The 21,851-nt window shown below is 67.7% G+C and carries 20 protein-coding genes; 7 read left to right on the forward strand and 13 right to left on the reverse strand.

Going from position 1 to position 21,851, the window contains the following annotated elements:
- Window positions 1–13 precede the first annotated feature (13 nt).
- From iolG to JYG32_RS17135, 5 genes are all read right to left on the reverse strand, one after another.
- Window positions 14–1,000 (reverse strand): inositol 2-dehydrogenase, encoded by a 987-nt coding sequence (gene iolG / locus JYG32_RS17115; protein WP_213264178.1) that lies wholly within the window; start codon window positions 998–1,000, stop codon window positions 14–16.
- A gap of 71 nt (window positions 1,001–1,071) precedes the next feature.
- On the reverse strand, window positions 1,072–2,172 hold the full coding sequence (locus JYG32_RS17120) for a porin (RefSeq protein WP_249744561.1): 1,101 nt from the start codon (window positions 2,170–2,172) through the stop codon (window positions 1,072–1,074).
- Between the two features lie 144 nt (window positions 2,173–2,316).
- Window positions 2,317–3,144 carry a TIM barrel protein gene (locus tag JYG32_RS17125; protein WP_213264180.1) on the reverse strand — a complete coding sequence of 276 codons (828 nt, stop codon included), beginning with the start codon at window positions 3,142–3,144 and terminating at the stop codon, window positions 2,317–2,319.
- A gap of 39 nt (window positions 3,145–3,183) precedes the next feature.
- Window positions 3,184–4,218 (reverse strand): xylose isomerase, encoded by a 1,035-nt coding sequence (locus JYG32_RS17130; RefSeq protein ID WP_213264181.1) that lies wholly within the window; start codon window positions 4,216–4,218, stop codon window positions 3,184–3,186.
- Window positions 4,219–4,354: 136 nt separating this feature from the next.
- Window positions 4,355–5,419: a LacI family DNA-binding transcriptional regulator gene (locus JYG32_RS17135; RefSeq protein ID WP_213264182.1), complete on the reverse strand. Its 1,065-nt coding sequence runs from the start codon at window positions 5,417–5,419 to the stop codon at window positions 4,355–4,357.
- Between the two features lie 174 nt (window positions 5,420–5,593).
- Here JYG32_RS17135 and JYG32_RS17140 point away from each other — a divergent pair, with 174 nt between their 5' ends.
- From JYG32_RS17140 to JYG32_RS17150, 3 genes are read left to right on the forward strand one after another with little or no spacing between them, the layout of a single operon-like run.
- A complete protein-coding gene (locus JYG32_RS17140) occupies window positions 5,594–6,676 on the forward strand; it encodes a fatty acid desaturase family protein (protein ID WP_213264183.1) in 1,083 nt (360 codons plus the stop codon).
- A 36-nt stretch (window positions 6,677–6,712) separates the two neighbouring features.
- Window positions 6,713–7,021: a non-heme iron oxygenase ferredoxin subunit gene (locus JYG32_RS17145; RefSeq protein WP_174383307.1), complete on the forward strand. Its 309-nt coding sequence runs from the start codon at window positions 6,713–6,715 to the stop codon at window positions 7,019–7,021.
- A gap of 4 nt (window positions 7,022–7,025) precedes the next feature.
- Entirely contained in the window at window positions 7,026–8,276 is a 1,251-nt protein-coding gene (locus JYG32_RS17150) for an NAD(P)/FAD-dependent oxidoreductase (RefSeq protein ID WP_213264184.1), read from the forward strand.
- A gap of 77 nt (window positions 8,277–8,353) precedes the next feature.
- On the opposite strand, the gene JYG32_RS17155 is transcribed toward JYG32_RS17150, so the two are convergent.
- From JYG32_RS17155 to glpD, 3 genes are all read right to left on the reverse strand, one after another.
- Window positions 8,354–9,070, reverse strand: coding sequence for an MIP/aquaporin family protein (locus tag JYG32_RS17155; protein WP_213264185.1), 717 nt, complete (start codon window positions 9,068–9,070; stop codon window positions 8,354–8,356).
- A gap of 82 nt (window positions 9,071–9,152) precedes the next feature.
- Entirely contained in the window at window positions 9,153–10,655 is a 1,503-nt protein-coding gene (glpK, locus tag JYG32_RS17160; RefSeq protein ID WP_213264186.1) for a glycerol kinase GlpK, read from the reverse strand.
- Between the two features lie 391 nt (window positions 10,656–11,046).
- Window positions 11,047–12,570, reverse strand: coding sequence for a glycerol-3-phosphate dehydrogenase (gene glpD / locus JYG32_RS17165; protein WP_174383436.1), 1,524 nt, complete (start codon window positions 12,568–12,570; stop codon window positions 11,047–11,049).
- A gap of 162 nt (window positions 12,571–12,732) precedes the next feature.
- On the opposite strand from glpD, the gene JYG32_RS17170 reads away from it, so the two are divergent.
- On the forward strand, window positions 12,733–13,101 hold the full coding sequence (locus JYG32_RS17170) for a hypothetical protein (protein ID WP_174383435.1): 369 nt from the start codon (window positions 12,733–12,735) through the stop codon (window positions 13,099–13,101).
- 125 nt (window positions 13,102–13,226) lie between these two features.
- Here the strand turns inward: JYG32_RS17170 and JYG32_RS17175 are convergent, their stop codons facing one another.
- On the reverse strand, window positions 13,227–13,424 hold the full coding sequence (locus JYG32_RS17175) for a hypothetical protein (protein ID WP_006477892.1): 198 nt from the start codon (window positions 13,422–13,424) through the stop codon (window positions 13,227–13,229).
- A gap of 314 nt (window positions 13,425–13,738) precedes the next feature.
- A complete protein-coding gene (locus JYG32_RS17180; RefSeq protein ID WP_006493999.1) occupies window positions 13,739–14,518 on the reverse strand; it encodes a DeoR/GlpR family DNA-binding transcription regulator in 780 nt (259 codons plus the stop codon).
- A gap of 213 nt (window positions 14,519–14,731) precedes the next feature.
- On the opposite strand from JYG32_RS17180, the gene JYG32_RS17185 reads away from it, so the two are divergent.
- The 3 genes from JYG32_RS17185 (at window position 14,732) to JYG32_RS17195 (ending at window position 18,105) form a co-directional block, all read left to right on the forward strand.
- Window positions 14,732–16,372 (forward strand): gamma-glutamyltransferase family protein, encoded by a 1,641-nt coding sequence (locus JYG32_RS17185; RefSeq protein WP_213264187.1) that lies wholly within the window; start codon window positions 14,732–14,734, stop codon window positions 16,370–16,372.
- Window positions 16,373–16,700: 328 nt separating this feature from the next.
- Window positions 16,701–17,528, forward strand: a complete 828-nt coding sequence (locus tag JYG32_RS17190; protein WP_174383433.1) for a ferritin-like domain-containing protein — start codon at window positions 16,701–16,703, stop codon at window positions 17,526–17,528.
- Between the two features lie 70 nt (window positions 17,529–17,598).
- Window positions 17,599–18,105: a hypothetical protein gene (locus JYG32_RS17195; protein WP_174383432.1), complete on the forward strand. Its 507-nt coding sequence runs from the start codon at window positions 17,599–17,601 to the stop codon at window positions 18,103–18,105.
- Here JYG32_RS17195 and JYG32_RS17200 read toward each other — a convergent pair.
- From JYG32_RS17200 to JYG32_RS17210, 3 genes are all read right to left on the reverse strand, one after another.
- Window positions 18,099–19,547 carry a DEAD/DEAH box helicase gene (locus JYG32_RS17200; protein ID WP_174383431.1) on the reverse strand — a complete coding sequence of 483 codons (1,449 nt, stop codon included), beginning with the start codon at window positions 19,545–19,547 and terminating at the stop codon, window positions 18,099–18,101. The two genes, JYG32_RS17195 and JYG32_RS17200, sit on opposite strands and share 7 nt — an antisense overlap.
- A gap of 125 nt (window positions 19,548–19,672) precedes the next feature.
- Window positions 19,673–20,971 carry a c-type cytochrome gene (locus tag JYG32_RS17205; RefSeq protein ID WP_174383430.1) on the reverse strand — a complete coding sequence of 433 codons (1,299 nt, stop codon included), beginning with the start codon at window positions 20,969–20,971 and terminating at the stop codon, window positions 19,673–19,675.
- Between the two features lie 19 nt (window positions 20,972–20,990).
- On the reverse strand, window positions 20,991–21,755 hold the full coding sequence (locus JYG32_RS17210) for a c-type cytochrome (protein WP_072443436.1): 765 nt from the start codon (window positions 21,753–21,755) through the stop codon (window positions 20,991–20,993).
- Between the last annotated feature and the right edge of the window lie 96 nt (window positions 21,756–21,851).

The raw sequence follows: 21,851 nt of genomic DNA on the forward strand, positions 1-21,851 counted from the left end.
GCCATCGTTTGCGTCACACCTCGATCGTGCGCCCCGTTTTCCACGACGTCATCGCGGCCTCGGCCAGCTCGAGCGCGGCGAGCCCGTCGTCGATCGTCGTCCTGACCGGCGTGCCGTCGCGCAGCGCGTCGACGAAGTGCGCGATCTCGGCCGCGTACGCATGCCGGTAGCGCTCGAGGAAGAACGGCTCCGGCACGTCCGTCGCGATGCCGCCGGCCAGCCACGCGCTCACCTCGGTCGACCGCACGTTGCCGGCCTGCAGCATCCCGTTGCTGCCGAGCAGCTCGAAGCGCTGGTCGTAGCCGTAGGCCGCGCGGCGCGACGTGTTGATCTGGCACAGCAGCGCGCGCCGGGTGCGGATCGTCACCGCGGTCGAATCGATGTCGCCGGCATCGAGCACGGCCGGGTCGGTCAGGCAACTGCCGGTCGCGTGCAGCGTCTGCGCTTCGTCGCCGAGGATCCAGCGGAACACGTCGAAGTCGTGGATCAGCATGTCCTTGAAGATCCCGCCCGAGCTGCGGATGTAGTCGACGGGCGGCGCGCCCGGGTCGCGGCTCGTGACGACCAGCATCTCGGGTTCGCCGATCTCGCCGCGTTCGACCCGTGCCTTCAGCGCGGCGAACGTCGGGTCGAAGCGGCGCTGGAAGCCGATCATGCAGGTCACGCCGGTGCGCCGCACGACGTCCGCGCATGCGCGCGAGCGCTCGACGGTCAGGTCGACCGGCTTCTCGCAGAACACGGCCTTGCCCGCGTTCGCCGCCGCGACGATCAGGTCCGCATGCGTGTCGGTGCTCGACGCGATCACGACCGCCTGCACCGCCGCATCGCCGAGCGCGCGCTCGATGTCGGCGACCTGCGCGCCGTGCGCATGCGCGAGCGCTTCGGCCGACGGCGCATGCCGGTCGATCACGTATTTCAGCTTCGCGCCCGGGTGGCGCGCGAGATTCGCCGCATGGATCTTGCCGATTCTTCCCGCGCCGAACAAAGCGAATTCGATCATCCTGTTCTCCTGTTGAGTCCGTTGTCTTCCGATAGGGCGCGGCCCGCACTGGCCGCGGCCCGTGTTGCACGTCAAAACGAATGGTTGATGCCGATGTTCACACCTGTCTGCGAACGGCCCGGCAGCGGGTTCGCGAGATTGTCGTTGTCCGTGCCGGGGTTGTTGTTCGCGACCGAGAAATTCGAGCCGCTCGCGTTGCGCACATGCGCGACGGTCGCGTAGAGCAGCGTGCGCTTCGACAGGCTGTATGCGGTGCCGAGCGCGAACATCGACGCGTGGCCGGACGGATCGTGCGTCGCATCGCCCGCGCCCGATCCGACGTGCACGTAGTACGCGGCGGCGCCGAGCGCGAGCGCGGGCGTCACGCGGTACTGCGCACCGACCCAGTAGTGGTCCGCATTGCGCGCGAGGCCGGCGGGCGTATCGGGTGCGTTCAGGTGCGTGTACGCGGCCTGCAAGGTCAGCGCGCGCCAATAGAGGTTCGCGCCGGCGAAGACTTCGCGCGAGCTCGTGAACACGTTGTTCATCCGGCCGTTCGCGTCGCGCAGTTCGTCATACATGGCGCGCAGCATCACGAAGTCGTTGCGGTACGTGAGCTGGATCCCGTCGCTGCGGCCGAACTCGTTCGCCGCGCCGAGATTGAAGCCGCCGGCCTGGTTGCCGAGCGCATACTGCGCATGCACGCTGAAACCGTTCCACGACGGCGACCGGTATTCGATGTTGTTGCTGGTGATCGGCACGTTGCGGCTGCGTACCAGCGCGGTCGCCGAATACGCCTGCTGCAGCAGCGGGTCCATGTCCCACTGGTCGTTCGCGATGAACAGGTTGCGGCCGAACGTCAGCGTGCCGAGCCGGTCGTTGCGCACGCCGACGAGCGCCTTGCGGCTGAACAGGCGGCCGTTGCCTTCGCCCGCGGTGCCCGACATCAGGTTGGTGCCCGATTCAAGGTTGAAGATCACGCGATAGCCGCCGCCGACGTCTTCCTGGCCGAGCAGCCCGAACCGGCTCGCGCCCCAGTCGCTGCTTTGCGCGCGCAGCCGCGACGCGGTGGCGCCGTTGCCGGCCTGCACCTGGCTCACGTAGTCGAGGCCCGCGTCGGCGACGCCGTACAGCGTGACCGACGTCTGTGCAAAAGCGCCCGAACAACAGAGGATTCCTGATAATACCAGCATGGATGGCGCGATTCGTTTCATGTCGTCTCCAGACCAGTCGTCGTTTTGTTGTGGATTGCCTGCTTGCCTGCATCGCATCGTGCGCATCTCCGTGCGCGGCGCGATGCGCGGTGGTTGCCGCGGCGGCGTGCGCCGCCGCGATGCTCAGCGCGTTGCCAGCTCGCCGCGCACGTAGTCGATGCTCGCGCGCAGCCGGTCTTCGATGTCGTCGGCCTCGGCGATTTCGTTCGCGAACGGCTCGAACGAGAACGCGCCGCGATAGCCGCGCGCGAGCAATTCGCGCAACTGCCGGATGTTGCCGAGCCGGTCGGCGTCGCCGACCAGCACGCGATGCCCGTCGCGCATCCGGTCGACCGGCAGGTCGCTGTCCTCGACGCCCGAGATGTGCACGAGGCCGGTCAGGTTCGGGAACAAGATGTCCTCGCCCGACAGGTGATGATGGAACGTGTCGTGCACGAGCCGGAACACCTGTTCGCCGGCTGCGGCATAGATGCCTTTCACCGCGTCCGACTTGCGGCGCAGCGCGCATTCCTCGAAACCGAGCGGCTCGATGAAGCCGAGCAGGCCGCGCGCTTCGAGGATCGGCTTGAGCGCCTTCAGCGCCTTCACGAGATCCGCATGGCGAGCGTCCGCGCCGCGTGCATCGCCGCGGCTGTTGGTCGGGCACAGCACCAGCGCGCGCGCGCCGCATTGCGCCGCGTAGTCGGCCAGCACGGTGGCTTCGTCCGCTCGCTCGGCGTTCCATTGCTCGAAGCGCTGCAGCGCGTTGATCGTCAGGATCGTCACGCCGCCGGCTTCGGCCGTCGCGCGCACGGCGGCGGCCGGCGTGCCGTCGACGATCTCGACGCCGTCGAGATCGTTGCGGATCTCGATCGTGTCGATGCCGAGGCGCCGGCACAACGCGACATAGCGGTCGAGCGGCAGGCGCGGCGCGCTCATCCGGTTCAGCGAAAAGTGGAATGCTTGCGTCATCGTTCTGTCCTTGTGTGTCGAGTGGAGGCGGGGGCCGAATCAGGTGAGGTCGCGCGCGGTGGCGTCGGCCGGCGTATCCGCCGGTGCCGCGGCGAGCGCGTGCCATGTGTCGCGCAGCCATTGCGCGCACGCGACGTTGTTGTCGAAGATCGAATAGCGGGCGCCGCCGCCGTAGTCGGGAAACGGGATGAACTCGCAGCTGATCTGTTCGAGCCGCATCGGCCGCGCGTGAACCTGCGATTGCAGCAACTGGCGCAGCGCGGCCTTCCACGTGTCGAGCGGCTCCGCGCGCCATTCGCCGTGATAGGCGCCCGGCGCCGGCGCGACGAACGGATACTGGATGCCGCGGCCGGGCCGGCCGTCCGCGCGGCGCATCCAGCGGTTCTCCGGGTTGTCCGGAATCACGCTGCGCGCATGCGCATGCCGGACCCAGCCGCGCGCGATCCAGTCGGCGTAGACGGCCGACGGCGATGCGGGGTCGAGCATGCGGCGCACGCTGTCGGTGGGCTCACGCAGGCCCGACGCATCGAGTTCGGCGCGATTGCCGATCTTGAACAGCAGGTGCGAATGATCGAGCGTGATACGGAACGGTGCACCGGCCTGCTCGACATGCCGTGCGACACGCGCGATGCGCGCGAAATCCTCGCTCCACATGTCGACGTGCACTTCGAGGCTCGGCAGGCAGCCGACCGGCTCGCCGCGTTCGTACGTCCGCAGGTAGAAATCGGCGACTTCGCGGTCCGACAGCGGATGGCCGGCCGCGTGATGCGCGTAGAGCTGGCAGTTGAGTACCGTGCTGCCGAACCGCGCACCGGCATCGATGATTTCGGCGACGTGCGCCTCGTCGTGGCCCGCGCGCCAGATGCCGCCGATCACGCGAATCGGCAGCGCATGGCGGTCGACCAGCGCGAAATACGGCGACAGGTCTTCGCCGCGCGCCGGGTTCTTTTCGACGTAGTCGAACACGCTGGCGCCGGCGACCATCCGGAAGCGTTCTGCGGGCGTGGGCAACGGCAGGCCGTCGTGTTCGAGCACGCCGTCGAGGTTCACGCCGATAAGGATCGGTTCAGCCATCGTCTCCGGTCCGTTGTTGTCCTGGGGATGGCTGTCCAATGTACGGATGCGCCGCGCGGGCTGCATGACAAACGTTGACGAAAAATCGCCAATGCGGCGGTCGATTTTTTCGCCACGCCGCGATGCGCGGCGACGTTCAGGGCTGCAGGTAGGCGCTCGTCCTCACGTTCGCCGGACAGAACACGCGGAATTCGACCGGGTCGCCCGGCGGCGGCGGCTCGACGATCCCGCACGCATGCAGCACGTGCTGCAGCGCGGAAATCGCCTGTCCGTCCGGATCCTGGTCGATCGCGAGGTCCATCGCGCCGGCTTCGATGAAGGTGCGGTGCTGGTCGAGCATCTCGTGCCCGATCCAGACGACGCGACCGGCCGCGCCGGCCTTGCGCAGCGCCGCTTCGATGCCGGCCGAGCCGGCGCCGCTGTTGTAGATCGCGACCACGTCGTCGTGCGCCTGCAGTGCCTTCGCCACCGCGCGGTAGCAGCGGTCGTCCTGGTCGAGCGTCTCGACCGGCTCGTCGTCGCAGCGCAGCGCGGCGAACGCGTCGGCGAGCTGGTCGCGGCAGCCGGCGATCCGGTCGACGTGCGCGCGGTAGCCCATGCGCCCGCCGAGCAGCAGCACGCGGCCGGGGCGTGCCGTCAGGCGGCCGATGTAGTAGCCGGCCGTGCGTCCGGCGCGGTAGTTGTCGATGCCCGCGTAGTGCACGCGGTCGATGCCGCCGATGTCGGTGACCATCGTGACGACGGTCTCGCCGCGCGCGATCGCGCCGGCCAGCGCGTCGCGCACGCGGGCGGTGTCGCGCGCCGTGACGATCAGCGCCGCGCGCCGGTATGCGGGCCGCTCGATCAGCGCGGCGGCGCGTTCGTCGTCTGCGGCGGGCAGGATCGTCCGGTGCACGACCACGCGCCGGTCGAGCATCTGCAGCGAGCGCTGCAGCGCCTGCTGCAGCCGCCGGAAGAACGGCGTGTCGGTGTCCGGCAGCAGCACGTCGACGTGGATCAGCCCGTGCCGCGTGTCGGGCAGTTGCCGCGGCACGCCGAGCTGCCGCGCCGCCGCGACCACGCGCTCGCGGGCTTGCGCCGACACGCTGCCGCGCTCGTTCAGTACGCGATCGACGGTGGTCGTGCTGACGCCGGCGAGCGCCGCGATCTCGTCGAAGCGCGCGGTGCGCTTGCGCCAGCGCGGCCCGGATTCACCTGCCATGGTCGTCTCCATCGTTGTGGTCGCCATCGGTCACGTGGCGCTGCCTGGAACGCTAAAGCGATGGCGAAATTTCGTCAATGTTTCGATTGAGCGGAGGCGGCCCGTCGCCTAATTTTGGTTCCATGAGGAAGCGCTTGCCGCGCTTCCCACGCACAAGCAAACCAGGAGACACGAGTGGCCCATACCGACGACCAGGCGCACGACCGCACGGCGGCGCGCCGTCAGGCATACCGGATGATCGGCGGCGCCGGCGAGCACGCGCGTGCGGCGGGGCTTGTCAACGCTGAGTGGTACCGGTGCGCGGTGCCGCGGCCGCTGATGAAGCAGCTGATGCAGCGCGGCGACGCGCGCGCGATCCGCGACACGCTGATCTGGTACGCGGCGATCGCGGCCAGCGGCGCGCTCGCGTGGCTCGCCTGGCGCGCGCATTCGGCGTGGGCCATTCCCGCATTCTTCGTGTACGGCACGCTGTACTGCAGCCCGGCCGACTCGCGCTGGCACGAATGCGGGCACGGCACCGCGTTCCGCACGCGCTGGATGAACGATGCGCTGTACCAGGTCGCGTCGTTCCAGGTGTTCCGCCGCGCGACGGCGTGGCGCTGGAGCCATGCGCGCCATCACACCGACACGCTGGTCGTCGGGCGCGATCCGGAAATCGCCGCGCCGAAGCCGACCGACTGGCTCGCGCTCGCGCTGAACGTCGTCGCGCTGAAGCATGTGGCCGGCGAACTGCGCAAGATGATCGCCGTCGCGTTCACCGGCCGGCTCGACGACGAGGAGCGCACCTACGTGCCCGAATCGGAATGGCCGAAGGTCGTGCGCGAGGCGCGCATCCATCTCGCGGTCTATGCGCTCGCGGCCGGTGCCTCGCTGTACTGGCACACGATCCTGCCGCTGCTCTACATCGGGCTGCCGAGCCTCTACGGCGCGTGGCTGTACCTGTACTTCGGCCTCACGCAGCACGCGGGCATGCCCGAGAACGTGCTCGATCACCGGCGCAACTGCCGGACCGTGATGATGAATCCGGTGTTCCGTTTCCTGTACTGGAACATGAACTACCACGTCGAGCACCACATGTTCCCGATGGTGCCGTTCCACGCGCTGCCGAAGCTGCACGAGGCCGTGAAGGCCGACATGCCGCCGCCGTACCGCAGCACGCTTGCCGCGTATGCGGAGATCGTGCCGGCGCTGGTCCGGCAGACGCGCGACCCGTCCCACTACGTCGTGCGGCCGGTGCCGGACACCGCGCGCGCGTGACCTGCATCGCACAACCCAATCAAGGAGACACGCATCATGACGCAATGGATCGACACCGGCGCGCTCGACGACATCGACGATGAAGACGTCGCGCGCTTCGACCACGCAGGCCGCACGTACGCGATCTACCGGATCGACGGCCATGTCTATGCGAGCGACGGCCTGTGCACGCACGAGCGCGTGCATCTCGCGGACGGGCTCGTGATGGACCATGTGATCGAATGCCCGAAGCACAACGGGCGCTTCGACGTGCGCGACGGCCGGCCGCTGTCCGCGCCCGCGTGCGAGAAGCTGCGCACCTACCGCGCGAAGATCGAGGGCGGCCGCATCCTGATCGAGGTGTGATGCGATGACCAACGACCGGGTGATGGCGATCGTCGGCGCGGGCCATGCGGGCGGCCGCGCAGCACAGGTGTTGCGCGAGTCCGGCTGGCGCGGGCGCATCGTGCTGATCGGCGCGGAGGCGCACCTGCCGTACGAGCGGCCGCCGTTGTCGAAAGGGGTGCTGACGGGCGAGCGCAGCGCGGCGCAGTGCCGGTTGCGCGACCCGGACGCATGGGCGGCCGACGCCATCGAGCCGGTCGTCGCGACGGTCGAGCGCATCGATCCGCACGCACGCGAAGTGCGTGTGTCCGGCGCTCGGGTGTTCGGCTACGATGCGCTGCTGCTCGCGACCGGCGCTCGCGTGCGCCGCCTCGCGATTCCGGGCGCGGCGCTCGACGGTGTATTTGCATTGCGCACGCTCGACGACGCGGCTGCGCTCGGTGCGCGGCTCGTGCCCGACGCGCGGATCGTGCTGATCGGCGGCGGCTTCATCGGTCTCGAAGTCGCGGCGTCGGCGCGGCTGTGCGGCTGCCGCGTGACCGTGCTCGACGCCGCGCCGCGCCTGCTCGGGCGCGCGGTGCCGGAGACCATCGCGTCGCGCGTGCAGGCGCTGCACGAGGAGCAGGGCGTGGCGATCCGCGTGAACCGCAAACCCGTTGCGATCGAGCGGACCTCGGGCGGCGCGCTGGCCGTCGTGCTCGACGACGGCGACACGTTGTTCGCCGATACGGTCGTGGCCGGCATCGGCATCGAACCGGCCGACGAACTGGCGCGCGACGCGGGCCTCGCGGTCGATCGCGGCATCGTCGTGAACGCGCGGCTCGAGACGTCGGCGCGCGGCATCTATGCGGCCGGCGACGTCGCGGTGTTTCCGAGTGCGTTGTCGGGGCGACCGGTCCGCCAGGAAACTTGGCACGGCGCCGAGACCCAGGCGCGCGCCGCCGCGCGCAACATGCTCGGCGCCGACGCACCGTATCGCGAGCTGCCGTGGTTCTGGTCGGATCAGTACGACGCGCAGTTGCAGGTGGCCGGGGAGCCGGCGCTCGGCGAGCTGGCGGTCGCGCGCAGGCTCGAGGGCGACGCCGAAATCCATTTCCATTTCGATGGTGGCGGACGGCTCGTCGCGGCGAGCGGCTTCGGCCGCGCGTCCGGATTCGTCAAGGAGATGAAGCTGGCGAGGAGGCTGGTCGAGTTCGGCGTCGCGGTGGTGCCCGCGGCGCTCGCCGATGCGAACGTGAAGCTGAAGTCGTTGTTGCCGGCGTCGGGCGGCGGGTAGGCGGAACGCGCGATGAAAAACAGCCCGCGGCCTTCCGGCACGCGGGCTGTGTTGCTTCGTCGGTGCGACGGTGCGCGTCAGTGCGGCACGTGCAGTTGCAGATAGAGCACGGACGCGAGCGAGCCGCCGATCAGCGGGCCGACCACCGGAATCCACGCATAGCGCCAGTCGCTGTCGCGCTTGCCGGGAATCGGCAGCAGCGCATGCATGAGGCGCGGCGCGAGGTCGCGCGCGGGGCTCATCGCGTAGCCGGTCGGGCCGCCGAGGGAGATGCCGATGCCCAGCACCAGCAGACCGACGGGCAGCGCGTCGAGCGCACCGAGGCCGACCTGCGGCGACGCGAGATACAGCACGCCGAGGATCAGCACGAACGTGCAGATCGCCTCGGTCAGCACGTTGTGCCGGACGCTGCGGATCGCGGGCGCCGTGCAGAACACCGCGAGCTTCAGGTCCGCATCGGCTTCCTTCGCGAAGTGCTGGCGATACGCGAGCCACACGAGCAGTGCGCCCGCCATCCCGCCGAGCATCTGCGCGAGGATGTAGCCGCCGACTTTCGACCACGTGAACTTGCCCGCGAGCGCGAGGCTGATCGTCACGATCGGGTTCAGGTGCGCGCCGCTGAACGATGCGGTCACGTAGACGGCGACGAATACGGCCATCGCCCAGCCCCACACGATCACGATCAGGTCCGCGCCCTTGCCCTTGGTCTTCGCAAGCAGCACGTTTGCGACCGCGCCGTTGCCGAGCAGCACGAGGATCGCGGTGCCGATGAATTCTGCAATATAAGGTGACATGGTTGTCTCTCGTATGTCACGGCGGACTCGCGCGCGAGCGCGGTCCGCCGGTGTTGTTGTATTTCGTATGGAGGGCTGACGATTACTGGGTATCGTCGGCCCACGCCTTCGCGGCGCGCACCGCACGCTGCCAGCCGGCCATGCAGCGTTCGACCTGCTCCTTCGGCATCGACGGCGAGAAGCGGCGATCGAGCTGCCACTGGCTGCGCACTTCGTCGAGGTTCTTCCAGTAGCCGATCGCGAGGCCCGCGAGGTAGGCCGCGCCGAGCGCGGTCGTCTCGGTGATCTGCGGACGCACCGCGTCGACGCCGAGCAGGTCGGCCTGGAACTGCATCAGCAGGTTGTTCGCGCTCGCGCCGCCGTCGACGCGCAGCTCGCCGATGCTGATACCCGAATCGGCTTCCATCGCGGCCAGCACGTCGAGCGACTGGTACGCGATCGCGTCGAGCGCCGCACGCGCGAGGTGTGCGGACGTCGTGCCGCGCGTGACGCCGAACACCGAACCGCGCGCCCGCGCGTTCCAGTGCGGTGCGCCGAGGCCGGCGAACGCGGGTACGAGATAGACGCCGTCGGTGTGCGGCACGCTCGCGGCGAGCGCTTCGATTTCCGCGGCCGTCTTGATGACGCCGACGCCGTCGCGCAGCCATTGCACGACTGCGCCCGCGATGAAGATGCTGCCTTCGAGCGCGTACTGCACGTCGTCGCCGATCTGCCACGCGATCGTCGTGACGAGGTTGTTCTTCGACTCGATCGGCTTGTCGCCGGTGTTCATCATCAGGAAGCAGCCGGTGCCGTAGGTGTTCTTCACCATGCCCGACGTCGTGCACATCTGGCCGAACAGGGCGGCCTGCTGGTCGCCCGCGATGCCTGCGAGCGGGATCTTCGATGCGAACACGGTCGTCTTCGTGTAGCCGTAGATTTCCGACGACGCCTTCACTTCCGGCAGCATGCTGCGCGGGATGTCGAGCAGTTCGAGCAGCTCGTTGTCCCACTCGCGCGTGTGGATGTTGAACAGCATCGTGCGCGACGCATTCGTGACGTCGGTCACGTGCAGTTCGTGCTTGGTGAAGTTCCACACCAGCCAGCTGTCGACGGTGCCGAATGCGAGCTTGCCCTGGCGCGCCTTGTCGCGCGCGCCCGGCACGTTGTCGAGGATCCAGCGGATCTTCGTCGCGGAGAAGTACGAGTCGATCGGCAGGCCGGTCTTCGCGCGCACCTTCGCTTCGAGGCCCTGCTGCTTCAGCGAATCGCAGAAGTCGGCGGTGCGGCGATCCTGCCAGACGATCGCGTTGTAGACGGGCTGGCCCGTCTCGCGATCCCAGACGATCGTCGTCTCGCGCTGGTTGGTGATGCCGATCGCGGCGATCGACGTGCCGTTCAGGCCCGTGCGCGTGACGGCTTCTGCGGCGACGCCGGCTTGCGTCGACCAGATTTCCTGCGGGTCGTGCTCGACCCAGCCGGGTTGCGGGTAGATCTGTTCGAATTCCTTCTGGGCAATCGACACGATATTGCCCTGGCGATCGAACAGCATCGCGCGGGAACTCGTGGTGCCCTGGTCAAGCGCGAGGATGTACTGGTCCTGCATGTCTCTCATCTCCATCCGTGGATTGGCTTAGTTGTGATGCGCGCCGCATGGTGGGCGGCGCGTCGGTGAGTCAACATCGGTAAGACAACTGCAACTGCATTAGGGTCTGTTTACATATGGAACGCGCATGCGTTGCCACGAGAACGGCCGCTCGCGAGGCGCGCGACGCTGCGAATACTGGACGTATCGCCAAGGAGCGCAACGCGGCGAGCGGCCGTTCTCGTGGCAACCCCAAATTAAAAAAATCACGTCACGGGAATGCCCGAAATCGCCCGTATGGCGGCGTCGCTCGTCGCTTGTTTGGCAAGGCCAAACGGCGCTCCTCACTTCTTGCCCTACGAGCGATTTCGGGCATTCGCATGTGCGTTCCATATGTAAACAGACCCTAGGATCACGCGTGCGGCGCGTGCGCGGCGGCGAACCACGCATCGACCGCGGCCGTCACCGCATCGAGCGTGCCCGGCGTGACGTGCAGGCCGAGCTTCGAGCGGCGCCACAGCACGTCCTGCGCGCAGGTCGCCCATTCGGCGTCGCGCAGGTAGCGCAGTTCGGCGTCGTGGATGCCCGGCGCGATTTCGGTGCCGAGATCGGCGAGCGACTTCGCGCCGTCGACCACGCGCTCCGCGCGCGTGCCGTAGGCGCGCGCATAGCGGCGGGCGAGCGCGGCGGGCAGCCACGGATAGCGTTTGGCGAACGAGCCGGCGAACACGTCGAACTTTGCGTTCGCGATGTCGCCGCCCGGCAGCGCGGCGCCGGCCGTCCAGGTTTTCGCGTCGCGGCCGAGCGCGCCGCACAGCATGTCGCCGGCTTCTTCCGCGAGCTTGCGGAACGTCGTGATCTTGCCGCCGAACACCGACAGGAGCGGCGCGCCCGCGCCGTCGTCCAGTTCGAGGCGGTAGTCGCGCGTGACGGCCGATGCGTTCGTCGCGTTCTCGTCTTCCAGCAGCGGGCGCACGCCCGAATAGGTCCAGTGCACGTCGGCCGGCGAGATCTTGCGCTTGAAGTAGCGGTTGATCGAATCGCACAGGTACTGCGTCTCGTCGCGATCGATCGCGACCTTCGCGGGATCGTTCGTGTATTCGACGTCGGTCGTGCCGATCAGCGTGAAGTCGTGTTCGTACGGAATCGCGAAGATGATCCGCTTGTCCGGGTTCTGGAAGATGTACGCGTGATCGTGATCGAACAGGCGGCGCGTGATGATGTGGCTGCCCTTCACGAGCCGCACGCTGTGCTGCGCGCCGCGGCCGAGCGCGCCGTGCAGCACGTCGCCGACCCACGGGCCGGCCGCGTTCGCGATCGCGCGCGCATGCACGACGCGGATCGAACCGTCGGCGCGCTGCAGCCGCGCTTCCCATTCGTCGCCGCGGCGTTCGGCGGATACCAGCTTCGTGCGCGTCAGGATCTCGGCGCCGCGTTCCTTCGCATCCATCGCGTTCAGCACGACGAGGCGCGCGTCGTCGACCCAGCCGTCCGAATATACGAAGCCGCGCTTGATCGAATCGATCAGCGGTGCGCCGGCTGCATGGCGGCGCATGTCGATGCCGCGCGAGCCGGGCAGCAGTTCGCGTTTCGCAAGGTGATCGTAGAGGAACAGGCCGATGCGGATCAGCCAGGCCGGACGCAGGTTCGGCATGTGCGGCATCACGAAGCGCAGCGGCCACATGATGTGCGGCGCCGCGCGCAGCAGCGTCTCGCGCTCCTGCAGCGCCTTGCGCACGAGCCCGAACTCGTTGTACTCGAGATAGCGCAGGCCGCCGTGAATCAGCTTCGTGCTGCACGACGACGTGTGCGACGCGAGGTCGTCCTGCTCGCAGAGCATGACCGACAGGCCGCGGCCGGCCGCATCGCGCGCGATCCCCGCGCCGTTGATGCCGCCGCCGACGACGAGCAGATCGTAGCGATTCCGTTGGGTCACCTGCTGTCCTTATCGTCTGATGGAAATGGGTGAACACGAAATGTTCGAATTCGAAATTTAACGAACGAAATCGAAAAAGTAAAGTTCGATAAAGCGGGGCCAGTAGCGCGCGGCACGATCCCGGACGATACTGGCGGAATCGACCGTTTCGCGAGGTGAATCATGCGTATTGGGATGTGGGCCGGCGTGTGCGCCGTCCTTCTGGCGGGGTGCAGCGCGGGCACGCCGCCGCTCGCCGGCAACTGGCGGGCGCCGTCGTTCGCCGACCTGCAGACGTCATGCGGCGGCACGGCGCGCGACTGGGGCGCGGACGCGCAGCCGGTCTACTCGACGCTGTACGACGCGTACGTGGCGAAACGGTATCGCGGGCTGACCGAAGCGAACTATTGTGCGTTCGTAAACGAACTTTCGACGCGCTATGCGGCGCCCGACGCGGCGGCGCGCGCCGGCTGGATCGCGTATTTCAACGGTGCGCGCGCGCAGGCCATCAGTTGGCGGGCGGCGGTCGATCCGACGCTGCGCGGCGGCTGAAGCCGGCTGCGGCGAACGGGCGGGGAAAGCGGAAACGACCGCGCGGCCGGGAATCCGGCCGCGCGGTCAAGTCAGGAACAACGGGCCGGGGATCCGGCCGCGGGTCAGGTCAGGAACAACGGGCTTCACGAATAGCGGTACTTGATGGATCGCAGCGCGGCGTCGCCGGTCTCGGTCACGCAGTATTTGCGCCCCGAGCCGAGTCCTTCGAGGCGGACAAGCTGCTGTTCGAGCAGTATGTCCAGTTCATCCCGATCCATATCGCGCTGGTCAGGCGCGTCCTTCACAAGCAATAGCGTGGCGAATTCATGCGGACTCAGCATCGTTCTCTCCATGGCATCCGGTCTGCCCGCGCGGCCGGCGCAAACGCCGACGCACGATACCCCGGGGGGTATGGCTTGGGGGGAAAAGCTGCATTCGCCGGCCCTGAAATTCGCACACGCCCTGGCACAGGCGGTCGGGCGAACGGACCGGGGAACTGGAGTCTAGTCGAGCGCGCACGCAACGACAAATCGTGCCCCGTTAATTTTCCGTTTGACAGGAGAATGCACCGCAAGCGGTTTGCTCGCGGCGCCAACTTCTTGATTTCACTTGAAGTTTCGGGTGCGGTGCAGCATCGCGAGCGTCTTCGCAAGCGTCATTCCGCGACGTACACCTGGGTGCCGGCGGCGGCCACCGTGTCGGCCATCTCGGGCGGCAGCGGCTTGTCGGTGAAGAGCGCGTGCACCTGGCTCAGGTGGCCCTGGCGTACCAGCGCGGGGCGGCCGACCTTCGAATGGTCGGTCACGAGGTAGACCGTGCGCGCATGCTGCATGATCGCCTCGGCGACGCGCACCTCGCGCGTGTCGAAGTCGCGCAGCGTGCCGTCGGCCTCGATCGCCGACGTGCCGATGATCGCGTAGTCGACCTTGAACTGGCGGATGAAGTCGATCGCGAGCTCGCCGACGATGCCCTTGTCCCACGGCCGCACGATGCCGCCGGTGATCAGCACTTCGCAGTCGGGGTAGCCGCTCATCATCGACGCGACGTTCAGGTTGTTCGTGATCACGTGCAGCCCGTGGTGGCGGTTCAGTGCGCGCGCGACTTCCTCGGTCGTCGTGCCGAGGTTGATGAACAGCGACGCCTGGTCGGGGATGTGCGACGCCGCGAGCGCCGCGATGCGCCGCTTCTCGTCGTGGAACATCCGCTGGCGCGCCGTGTACGACACGTTCTCCGAACTGGTCGGCAGGCTCGCGCCGCCGTGGTAGCGGCGCAGCAGGTTCAGGTCGGCGAGCCAGTTCACGTCGCGGCGGATCGTCTGCGGCGTCACCGCGAAGTGCGCGGCGAGATCGTCGACGGTCACGAAGCCGTCGCGCTGCACCCATTCGAGCAGTTCCTGCTGGCGCGCGTTGAGGGTGAGGCGGGGATCTCGGGTCATGGCTCGATGGTCGTGTCGTGAGACGGAGCGGGTATTGTAAGGGCGGCAACGGCGTTCGGCCGGCCTGGCCGGCACGGTCGCGTGCAATTCATGCGGAAATTGCATGGATTCATGTGACAAATGAATTTGTGCGATTGCGCTGATCGCGCTGCAATGGCGGACTGCCTGCACACGCGGGCGCGCATTCATTCAGCTTTCGACGAGGTGGCACCGATGACTGGCTTCAACTGGCACAACCCGTATCCGACGACCCGCATCCCGGTATTTGCGCGCAACGTCGTGTCGACGTCGCACCCGCTCGCTGCGCAGGCCGGGCTGCGGATGCTGTGGAAAGGCGGCAACGCGGTCGACGCGGCGCTGGCCGCCGCAGCCGCGATCACGGTGGTCGAGCCCGTGTCGTGCGGGCTCGGCGGCGACGCGTTCGCGCTCGTATGGGACGGCGAGCGGCTGTCCGGGCTGAACGCATCGGGCGTCGCGCCGGCCGCGTGGAACGTCGACTATTTCCGCAAGCGCCACGGCGAGGATGCGCACGGCATTGCGAACAAGCCGACCCGCGGCTGGGATACCGTCACCGTGCCGGGCGTGATCGCCGGCTGGGAAGCGCTGCACGCGAAGTTCGGTTCGCTGCCGTTCGCGGATCTGCTCGAGCCGGCGATCGAGATCGCGGAGCGCGGTTATGCGGTGCCGCCGATCGTCGCGCACAAGTGGGCGGCGGCGGTGCCCGCGCTGCAGGGCCTGCCGGGCTTCGCGGAGACCTTCATGCCGCGCGGCCGTGCGCCGCTCGTCGGCGAACGCGTCTGCCTGCCGGGCCATGCGCAGACGCTGCGCACGCTCGCGAAGGACGGCGCCCGTGCGTTCTATGAAGGCGCGCTCGCCGAGCGCATCGCGGCGTTCGCCCGCGAGGGCGGCGGCGCGATGACCGAAGCCGACCTGCGCGCATACCGGCCGGAATGGGTCGAGCCGATCGGCAAGCGCTTCGGCCGCCACACGATTCACGAGATCCCGCCGAACGGGCAGGGCATCGCTGCGCTGATCGCGCTCGGGATCGCCGAGCATGCGGGCGTGACGGAATGGCCGCTCGATTCGGTCGACTCGCAGCATCTGCAGATCGAGGCGATGAAGCTCGCGTTCGCGGATGTCTATCGCTACGTCGCCGATCCGCGTGCGATGGAAGTCACGCCCGAGCAGATGCTCGACGATGCGTATCTCGCCGAACGCGCGAAGCAGATCGATCCCGCGCGTGCGACGCACTTCGGTGCCGGCCGGCCGCATTCGGGCGGCACGATCTACCTGTCGGCGGCCGACGAGCGCGGGATGATGGTGAGCTTTATCCAGTCGAACTACATGGGCTTCGGTTCGGGGCTCGTCGTGCCCGGCACCGGCATTGCGCTGCAGAACCGCGGGCACGGCTTCTCGATGGATCCGGCTTCGCCGAACGTCGTCGCGGGCGGCAAGCGGCCGTTCCACACGATCATCCCGGCGTTCGTGACCGAGGACGTCGACGGCCGCACCGAGGCCGTGATGAGCTTCGGCGTGATGGGCGGCGACATGCAGCCGCAGGGCCATCTTCAGACCGTCGTGCGGATGCTCGGCTACGGGCAGCAGCCGCAGGCCGCATGCGATGCGCCGCGCTGGAAGGTCAACCGCGACTTCACGCTCGACGTCGAAGCGACGATGAATCGTGCGACGGTCGACGCGCTGGCCGCCCGCGGCCATACGATCGAGTCGATCGACGATCCTTACATGGATTTCGGTTCGGGGCAGTTCATCTGGCGTCTCGATCGCGACGATCGCGAGCGTGGCTACGTCGCCGCGAGCGACAGCCGGCGCGACGGTCTGGCGGCCGGTTTCTGACGGATCGCTTCCGGTTTTCTCCTGGCGGTCGATGCGCTCGACGGGCGGCCGAAGGGCCGCCCGTTTCGTTTGGTGCGGCCCGTACCGTCGAATGGCTGCAAGCCGTTCGAAGGACTCGTCTAACGAACGGCAACAGACGCCGTGGAACTGCGCTTGTCGGCCATGGTCAGTGCTCTGGAGCACGAACATCAAAGTCCGGCTAAGATGCCAGGATGGTTCGGCCGGACCAATTCACTATAAACGCATGTAAGACGCCGCCTGCGGGACGGTTGGCGCCTGTGCCGAAGGCATGGGCCGGCCCCCGCGCGACGATTGGGAGCGCACCACCATGGACACTAAAACGACGCATGTCATGCCGTGGCGAATCGAGGACATCGACCTGAACCGGATCGATCGTCAGCGTGCCGCCGCGAACGAGGATCTGCTGCTGCTGCTGTGCGCGTCGTCGTTCATCGAAAGCGGCTCGGATCTCTACACGAGCAATCTGAGCGAATTCTTCAACGACGATCCTGAAGTCTCCGCGTGGCTCAACAATGCATGGGAGCACGAAGAATTGCAGCACGGTCGCGCGCTGAAGGCGTACATCGCGCACGTGTGGCCCGAGTTCGACTGGGATACCGCGTTCGCGAATTTCTTCGCCGAGTATTCGAAGACCTGCTCGGTCGAGGCGTTCGAGAAGACCCGCGCGCTCGAGATGGTCGCGCGCTGCGTCGTCGAGACGGGCACGGCCACGCTTTATCGCGCGATCAACGAATGCTCCGACGAGCCCGTGCTGAAGGAAATCACCGACAACATCCGCACGGACGAAGTGCGTCACTACAAGCACTTCTTCAAATTCTTCAAGAAGTACAACCAGCTCGAAGGCAATGGCCGGCTCGCGGTGCTCGGCGCGCTGACGCGCCGTGTGATGGAAATCAAGAACGAGGATTCCGAGATCGCGCTGCGCCACGTGTTTGCGGTCCGCTATCCGGATCGCGTCGGCGACAGCCAGTACAACCGCGAGCGCGCTGCGCGCATCAGTACGCTCGTGCGGCGCAACCTGTCGGCCGACATGTGCGTGAAGATGCTGCTCAAGCCGCTCGACCTGCCCGCGAAGATCCAGCCGGGCGTCCACTATCCGCTCACGAAGATCACGCGGCACGTATTCCTGCGCTGATCGCCGCGGCGCGGCCCGTCGGGCGTATGCTGCCGCATCGTCATCCGATCTGCACCAGGGCCACGCCACCATGACCGATACCCATCGCCACGCGCTCGAACAATGGACGTTCGACGCGTGGCCGCCGGCCGTCGTATCGCTGTTCGACGGCACCGCGCTCGAGCGTCATGCCGACCTCGCCGCCTCGTTGATCGTCGCGACCGACGACGGCCAGTTGCGCACGACGCTGCTCGGCGTCGGCGAGATCTATGCGCACGATGCGCGCACGCTGCTGGTCGCGTTATGGCCGCAATCGCGGGCGGCGCGCGCGCTCGCGCAACGGCGCGCGGCCGCATTGACGCTCGTCGCGGACGGCGCATTCTTTCAGGCGCAATTGAGGATCGAGCCGCTCGAAGGCGACTTCGGCGGACTGGCCGGATTCGCTGCGACGATCGCGCACGGCGATGCGCAGCGGGTCGGCTATGCGCGTCTCGCGACAGGCGTCACGTTCACGCTGGAAGGGGAGCGCACCGCGGTGCTCGCGCGCTGGCAACGCCAGGTCGAGCACCTGCGGCGCGCGTCCGCGCGGCTTCAGTGACCGCGCTGGCCGCTGCGCGACGAACGGTTGCGGTTCGGGTGCGCGGCGTTGCCGTTCGCCGGACGGGCGCTGTTGCCGCCGCCCGAAGGGCGTCCGCCGTTGCCGCCGGCGCCGCCTTGCGTACGCGGCTTCGCGGCCTTCTGCTGCGATGCTTTCGGTTGCGCGTTGCCGTCGCGCTTCGCGGCCGGCTGCTGGCCTGAGCCGCCTGCGCGCGGCTGGCGATTGCCGCCGCCGCCACCACCGCCGCTGCGCGGCTGTTGCTGCCCGCGGCGCTGCTGGATCGGCTCCGCCTTCGCATTCGGATCGGGCTCGAAGCCCGCGATCACTTCCTGCGGAATCTCGCGCTTGATCAGCCGTTCGATGTCGCGCAGCAGTTGCTTCTCGTCGACGCACACGAGCGATACGGCTTCGCCGGTCGCGCCCGCGCGCCCCGTGCGGCCGATCCGGTGCACGTAGTCCTCGGGCACGTTCGGCAGGTCGAAGTTGACGACGTGCGGCAACTGGTCGATGTCGATCCCGCGCGCGGCGATATCGGTCGCGACGAGCACCTGCAGCGTGCTGTTCTTGAACTCCGCGAGCGCGCGCGTGCGTGCCGACTGGCTCTTGTTGCCGTGGATCGCCATCGCGCTGATGCCGTCCTTCGTCAACTGTTCGGCGAGCCGGTTCGCACCGTGCTTGGTGCGCGTGAACACGAGCACCTGGAACCAGTTGTGTTCGCGGATCAGGTGCGTGAGCAGCTCGCGCTTGCGGTCGCGGTCGACCGGGTGGATCTTCTGCGCGACGCTCTCGGCGGTCGTGTTGCGGCGCGCGACCTCGATCAGCGCGGGCGAATCGAGCAGGTTGTCCGCGAGCGCCTTGATCTCGTCGGAGAAGGTCGCCGAGAACAGCAGGTTCTGGCGGCGCGGCGGCAGCTTCGCGAGCACGCGCTTGATGTCGTGGATGAAGCCCATGTCGAGCATCCGGTCGGCTTCGTCGAGCACGAGGATGTCGAGATTCGACAGGTCGATCGTCTTCTGCTGCATGTGATCGAGCAGGCGCCCCGGCGTCGCGACGACGATGTCGACGCCGCGCTTGAGCGCATCGATCTGCGGATTGATGCTGACGCCGCCGAACATCACGGTCGAGCGCAGCTTCAGGTACTTGCTGTACGCGCGCACGCTTTCCTCGACCTGTGCGGCGAGTTCGCGCGTCGGCGTGAGGATCAGCGCACGCACCGCGCGCTTCGCGTTGTGGTGCTCCGCGTAGAACGTATGCAGGCGCTGCAGGATCGGCAGCGTGAAGCCTGCGGTCTTGCCGGTGCCCGTCTGCGCGCCGGCGAGCAGGTCGCCGCCGCCGAGGACCGCAGGGATCGCCTGCTGCTGGATCGGAGTCGGCGACGTGTAGCCGAGCTCGTTGACCGCCTTGACAAGCGGTTCGGCCAGGCCGAGAGATTCGAAAGACATAGATACCACTCTTGAGTTTTATGATCGGCGACACCTCGCGCGGCCCGCGCGGGCTGGCGTCGCAAAAAGCAAAGGGGCGCGACTGCGGTTTCCCGCAGCCGCGCCCCGTTTGCGTCACGCATTATTTAGTCAAGCGGCGCAGAACGCAGGTCGCTCACCTGTTGCGGCGAGATCGGCGTACCGTTGTTGCCCCACGACATCCGGATGTACGTTACAACTGCTGCGACTTCCTGGTTCGACAGCGACTGCGCGAACGGCGGCATCCCGTACGGACGCGGATTCTTGAACGTGCTCGGCGGATAGCCACCATTCAGCACCATGCGGATCGGGTTGACCGCCGATTCCATCATGATCGAGTGGTTGCCCGCGAGCGGCGGGTACGCGGGCGGCTTGCCGGCGCCGGTTTCGGCGTGGCAGGTCGCGCAATTGTCCGCGTAGATCTTCTTGCCCTGGTCGAACAGCGCATTGCCAAACTGCTTCGACGGCTCGTACTGCATGTTCTTCGGCGCTTCAGCCTTCTGCGGGATCGACTTCAGGTACGTCGACATCGCGCGCGTATCTTCGTCGGTCATGTACTGCAGGCTGTTGTGGACCACGTCCGCCATCGGGCCGAACACCGCGCCCTTGTGCGACACGCCGGCCTGCAGCAGATCGGACAGTTCCTGAACGTGCCAGTCGCCGAGGCCGAGTTCCTTGTCGTTCGTCAGCGACGGAGCATACCAGTTCTGCAGCGGGATCAGGCCGCCGGCGAACGCCGACGAGCTCACCGGGCCACCCATCATGTTGATCGACGTGTGGCACATCGAGCAGTGGCCGAGGCCTTCGACGAGGTAAGCGCCGCGATTCCATTCGACCGACTTCGTCGGATCCGGCTTGTACTCGCCTTCCTTGAAGAACAGCGTGCGCCAGCCGATCAGCAGGTTGCGGTTGTTGAACGGGAACTTCAGTTCGTGCGGACGGCTCGGCACCGACACCGGCGCGACCGAGCGCAGGTACGCGTAGATCGCGTCCGAATCGGCGCGCGTGACCTTCGTGTAGCTCGCGAACGGGAAGCCCGGGTACAGCAGGCTGCCGTCCTTCGAGCGACCCGTGTGCATCGCGCGGTAGAAGTCGTCCGACGTCCACTTGCCGATGCCGTTCTGGTCGTCCGGCGTGATGTTCGGCGTGTACATCGTGCCGAACGGCGTCGCCATCGGCAGGCCGCCCGCGAACGACTTGCCGCCGCGCACGGTGTGGCACGCGATACAGTCGCCGACGCGCGCGAGGTATTCGCCCTTCTTGATCAGCGCGGCCTGGTCGGCCGGCGTGGCCGCGACGGCGGCAGCGCCGTGGAGCGTGTCGTTGCCCGGCCACAGGACCGGCACGAGGGCGGCAGCCGCGACGATCGCGACAGCCGAGAGTGCAAACAGGGACTTGCGTTTCATTGTGTCTGTCTCCCTTGCCTTATTGCGGTTCGCTGCCGCAGGCGAGCGGAGTCTTCATCGAACGCGCCGGTGCCGGCACGGGGTTGGCGGGCGCCGGTTGCGCGGCGAGCCACGCGGTCACGGCCGTCACGTCTTCGTCGGAAAGCTTTGCTGCGATGTCATGCATGCAGTCCGGTGCCTTCGCGTGGCGGTTGCCCGAGCGCCATGCGCCGAGCTGTGCGCTCAGGTAATCGGCGTGCAGGCCGACGAGGCCCGGGATCGCCGGCTGCATGCCGGTCAGCCCTGCGCCGTGGCAGGCCACGCAGGCCGGCAGCTTGCGGGACGGATCGCCTTGCGTGACAAGCTGCTTGCCGCGCGCGAGCGTGGCGGCCGGCAGCGTCGGCTTCGCCGGCGTCGGGTACGGCGGACGCTCGGCCGAGAAGTGCTCGGCGATCTCGCGCAGGTAGTCGTCGTTCAGGTACGTCAGCAGGTAGTTCATCGGCGGATACTTGCGCCGGCCGTCACGGAAGTTGACGAGCTGGTTGTACAGGTACTCGGCCGGCTTGCCGGCAAGACGCGGGAAGTAGTCGTTGTCGGTGCCCTGGCCGTGGACGCCATGGCATGCAGTACAGCCGCGCACGCGCTCGGCCATCGTATCGGGTGCCTTGAGCGGCGCCTGCTGGGCGTGCGCTTGCTCCGTGGGCTTGGTCTGCGCTTGGGCAGCGCTCATAAGGCCCGCGCCGCCGATCAACAGAACGGCGAGCAGCGGACGGAAGAGGCGTCTTGAAGACACACGAGACTCCATGTTTATTCGTCGGGGACCTTGTCCGGGCTACGATCGGCTCGGCGCATGGACGGCAGGACAGCCGGGCTGCTGCGACGCGGCATTCTATCATCGATG

The sequence above is a fragment of the Burkholderia pyrrocinia genome, assembly GCF_018417535.1.
GTDB classification, from domain to species: domain Bacteria; phylum Pseudomonadota; class Gammaproteobacteria; order Burkholderiales; family Burkholderiaceae; genus Burkholderia; species Burkholderia pyrrocinia_E.

Bases quoted from the DNA above. Each gene is read 5' to 3' on its own strand.
- JYG32_RS17185 (WP_213264187.1), top strand. From the start codon at position 14,732: ATGACTGGCTTCAACTGGCACAACCCGTATCCGACGACCCGCATCCCG.
- JYG32_RS17210 (WP_072443436.1), bottom strand. From the start codon at position 21,755: ATGGAGTCTCGTGTGTCTTCAAGACGCCTCTTCCGTCCGCTGCTCGCC.
- JYG32_RS17205 (WP_174383430.1), bottom strand. From the start codon at position 20,971: ATGAAACGCAAGTCCCTGTTTGCACTCTCGGCTGTCGCGATCGTCGCG.
- JYG32_RS17170 (WP_174383435.1), top strand. From the start codon at position 12,733: ATGCGTATTGGGATGTGGGCCGGCGTGTGCGCCGTCCTTCTGGCGGGG.
- JYG32_RS17150 (WP_213264184.1), top strand. From the start codon at position 7,026: ATGACCAACGACCGGGTGATGGCGATCGTCGGCGCGGGCCATGCGGGC.
- JYG32_RS17200 (WP_174383431.1), bottom strand. From the start codon at position 19,547: ATGTCTTTCGAATCTCTCGGCCTGGCCGAACCGCTTGTCAAGGCGGTC.
- JYG32_RS17135 (WP_213264182.1), bottom strand. From the start codon at position 5,419: ATGGCAGGTGAATCCGGGCCGCGCTGGCGCAAGCGCACCGCGCGCTTC.
- JYG32_RS17125 (WP_213264180.1), bottom strand. From the start codon at position 3,144: ATGACGCAAGCATTCCACTTTTCGCTGAACCGGATGAGCGCGCCGCGC.
- JYG32_RS17195 (WP_174383432.1), top strand. From the start codon at position 17,599: ATGACCGATACCCATCGCCACGCGCTCGAACAATGGACGTTCGACGCG.
- JYG32_RS17130 (WP_213264181.1), bottom strand. From the start codon at position 4,218: ATGGCTGAACCGATCCTTATCGGCGTGAACCTCGACGGCGTGCTCGAA.
- JYG32_RS17190 (WP_174383433.1), top strand. From the start codon at position 16,701: ATGGACACTAAAACGACGCATGTCATGCCGTGGCGAATCGAGGACATC.
- JYG32_RS17180 (WP_006493999.1), bottom strand. From the start codon at position 14,518: ATGACCCGAGATCCCCGCCTCACCCTCAACGCGCGCCAGCAGGAACTG.
- iolG (WP_213264178.1), bottom strand. From the start codon at position 1,000: ATGATCGAATTCGCTTTGTTCGGCGCGGGAAGAATCGGCAAGATCCAT.
- JYG32_RS17145 (WP_174383307.1), top strand. From the start codon at position 6,713: ATGACGCAATGGATCGACACCGGCGCGCTCGACGACATCGACGATGAA.
- JYG32_RS17155 (WP_213264185.1), bottom strand. From the start codon at position 9,070: ATGTCACCTTATATTGCAGAATTCATCGGCACCGCGATCCTCGTGCTG.
- JYG32_RS17175 (WP_006477892.1), bottom strand. From the start codon at position 13,424: ATGCTGAGTCCGCATGAATTCGCCACGCTATTGCTTGTGAAGGACGCG.
- glpK (WP_213264186.1), bottom strand. From the start codon at position 10,655: ATGCAGGACCAGTACATCCTCGCGCTTGACCAGGGCACCACGAGTTCC.
- JYG32_RS17120 (WP_249744561.1), bottom strand. From the start codon at position 2,172: ATGCTGGTATTATCAGGAATCCTCTGTTGTTCGGGCGCTTTTGCACAG.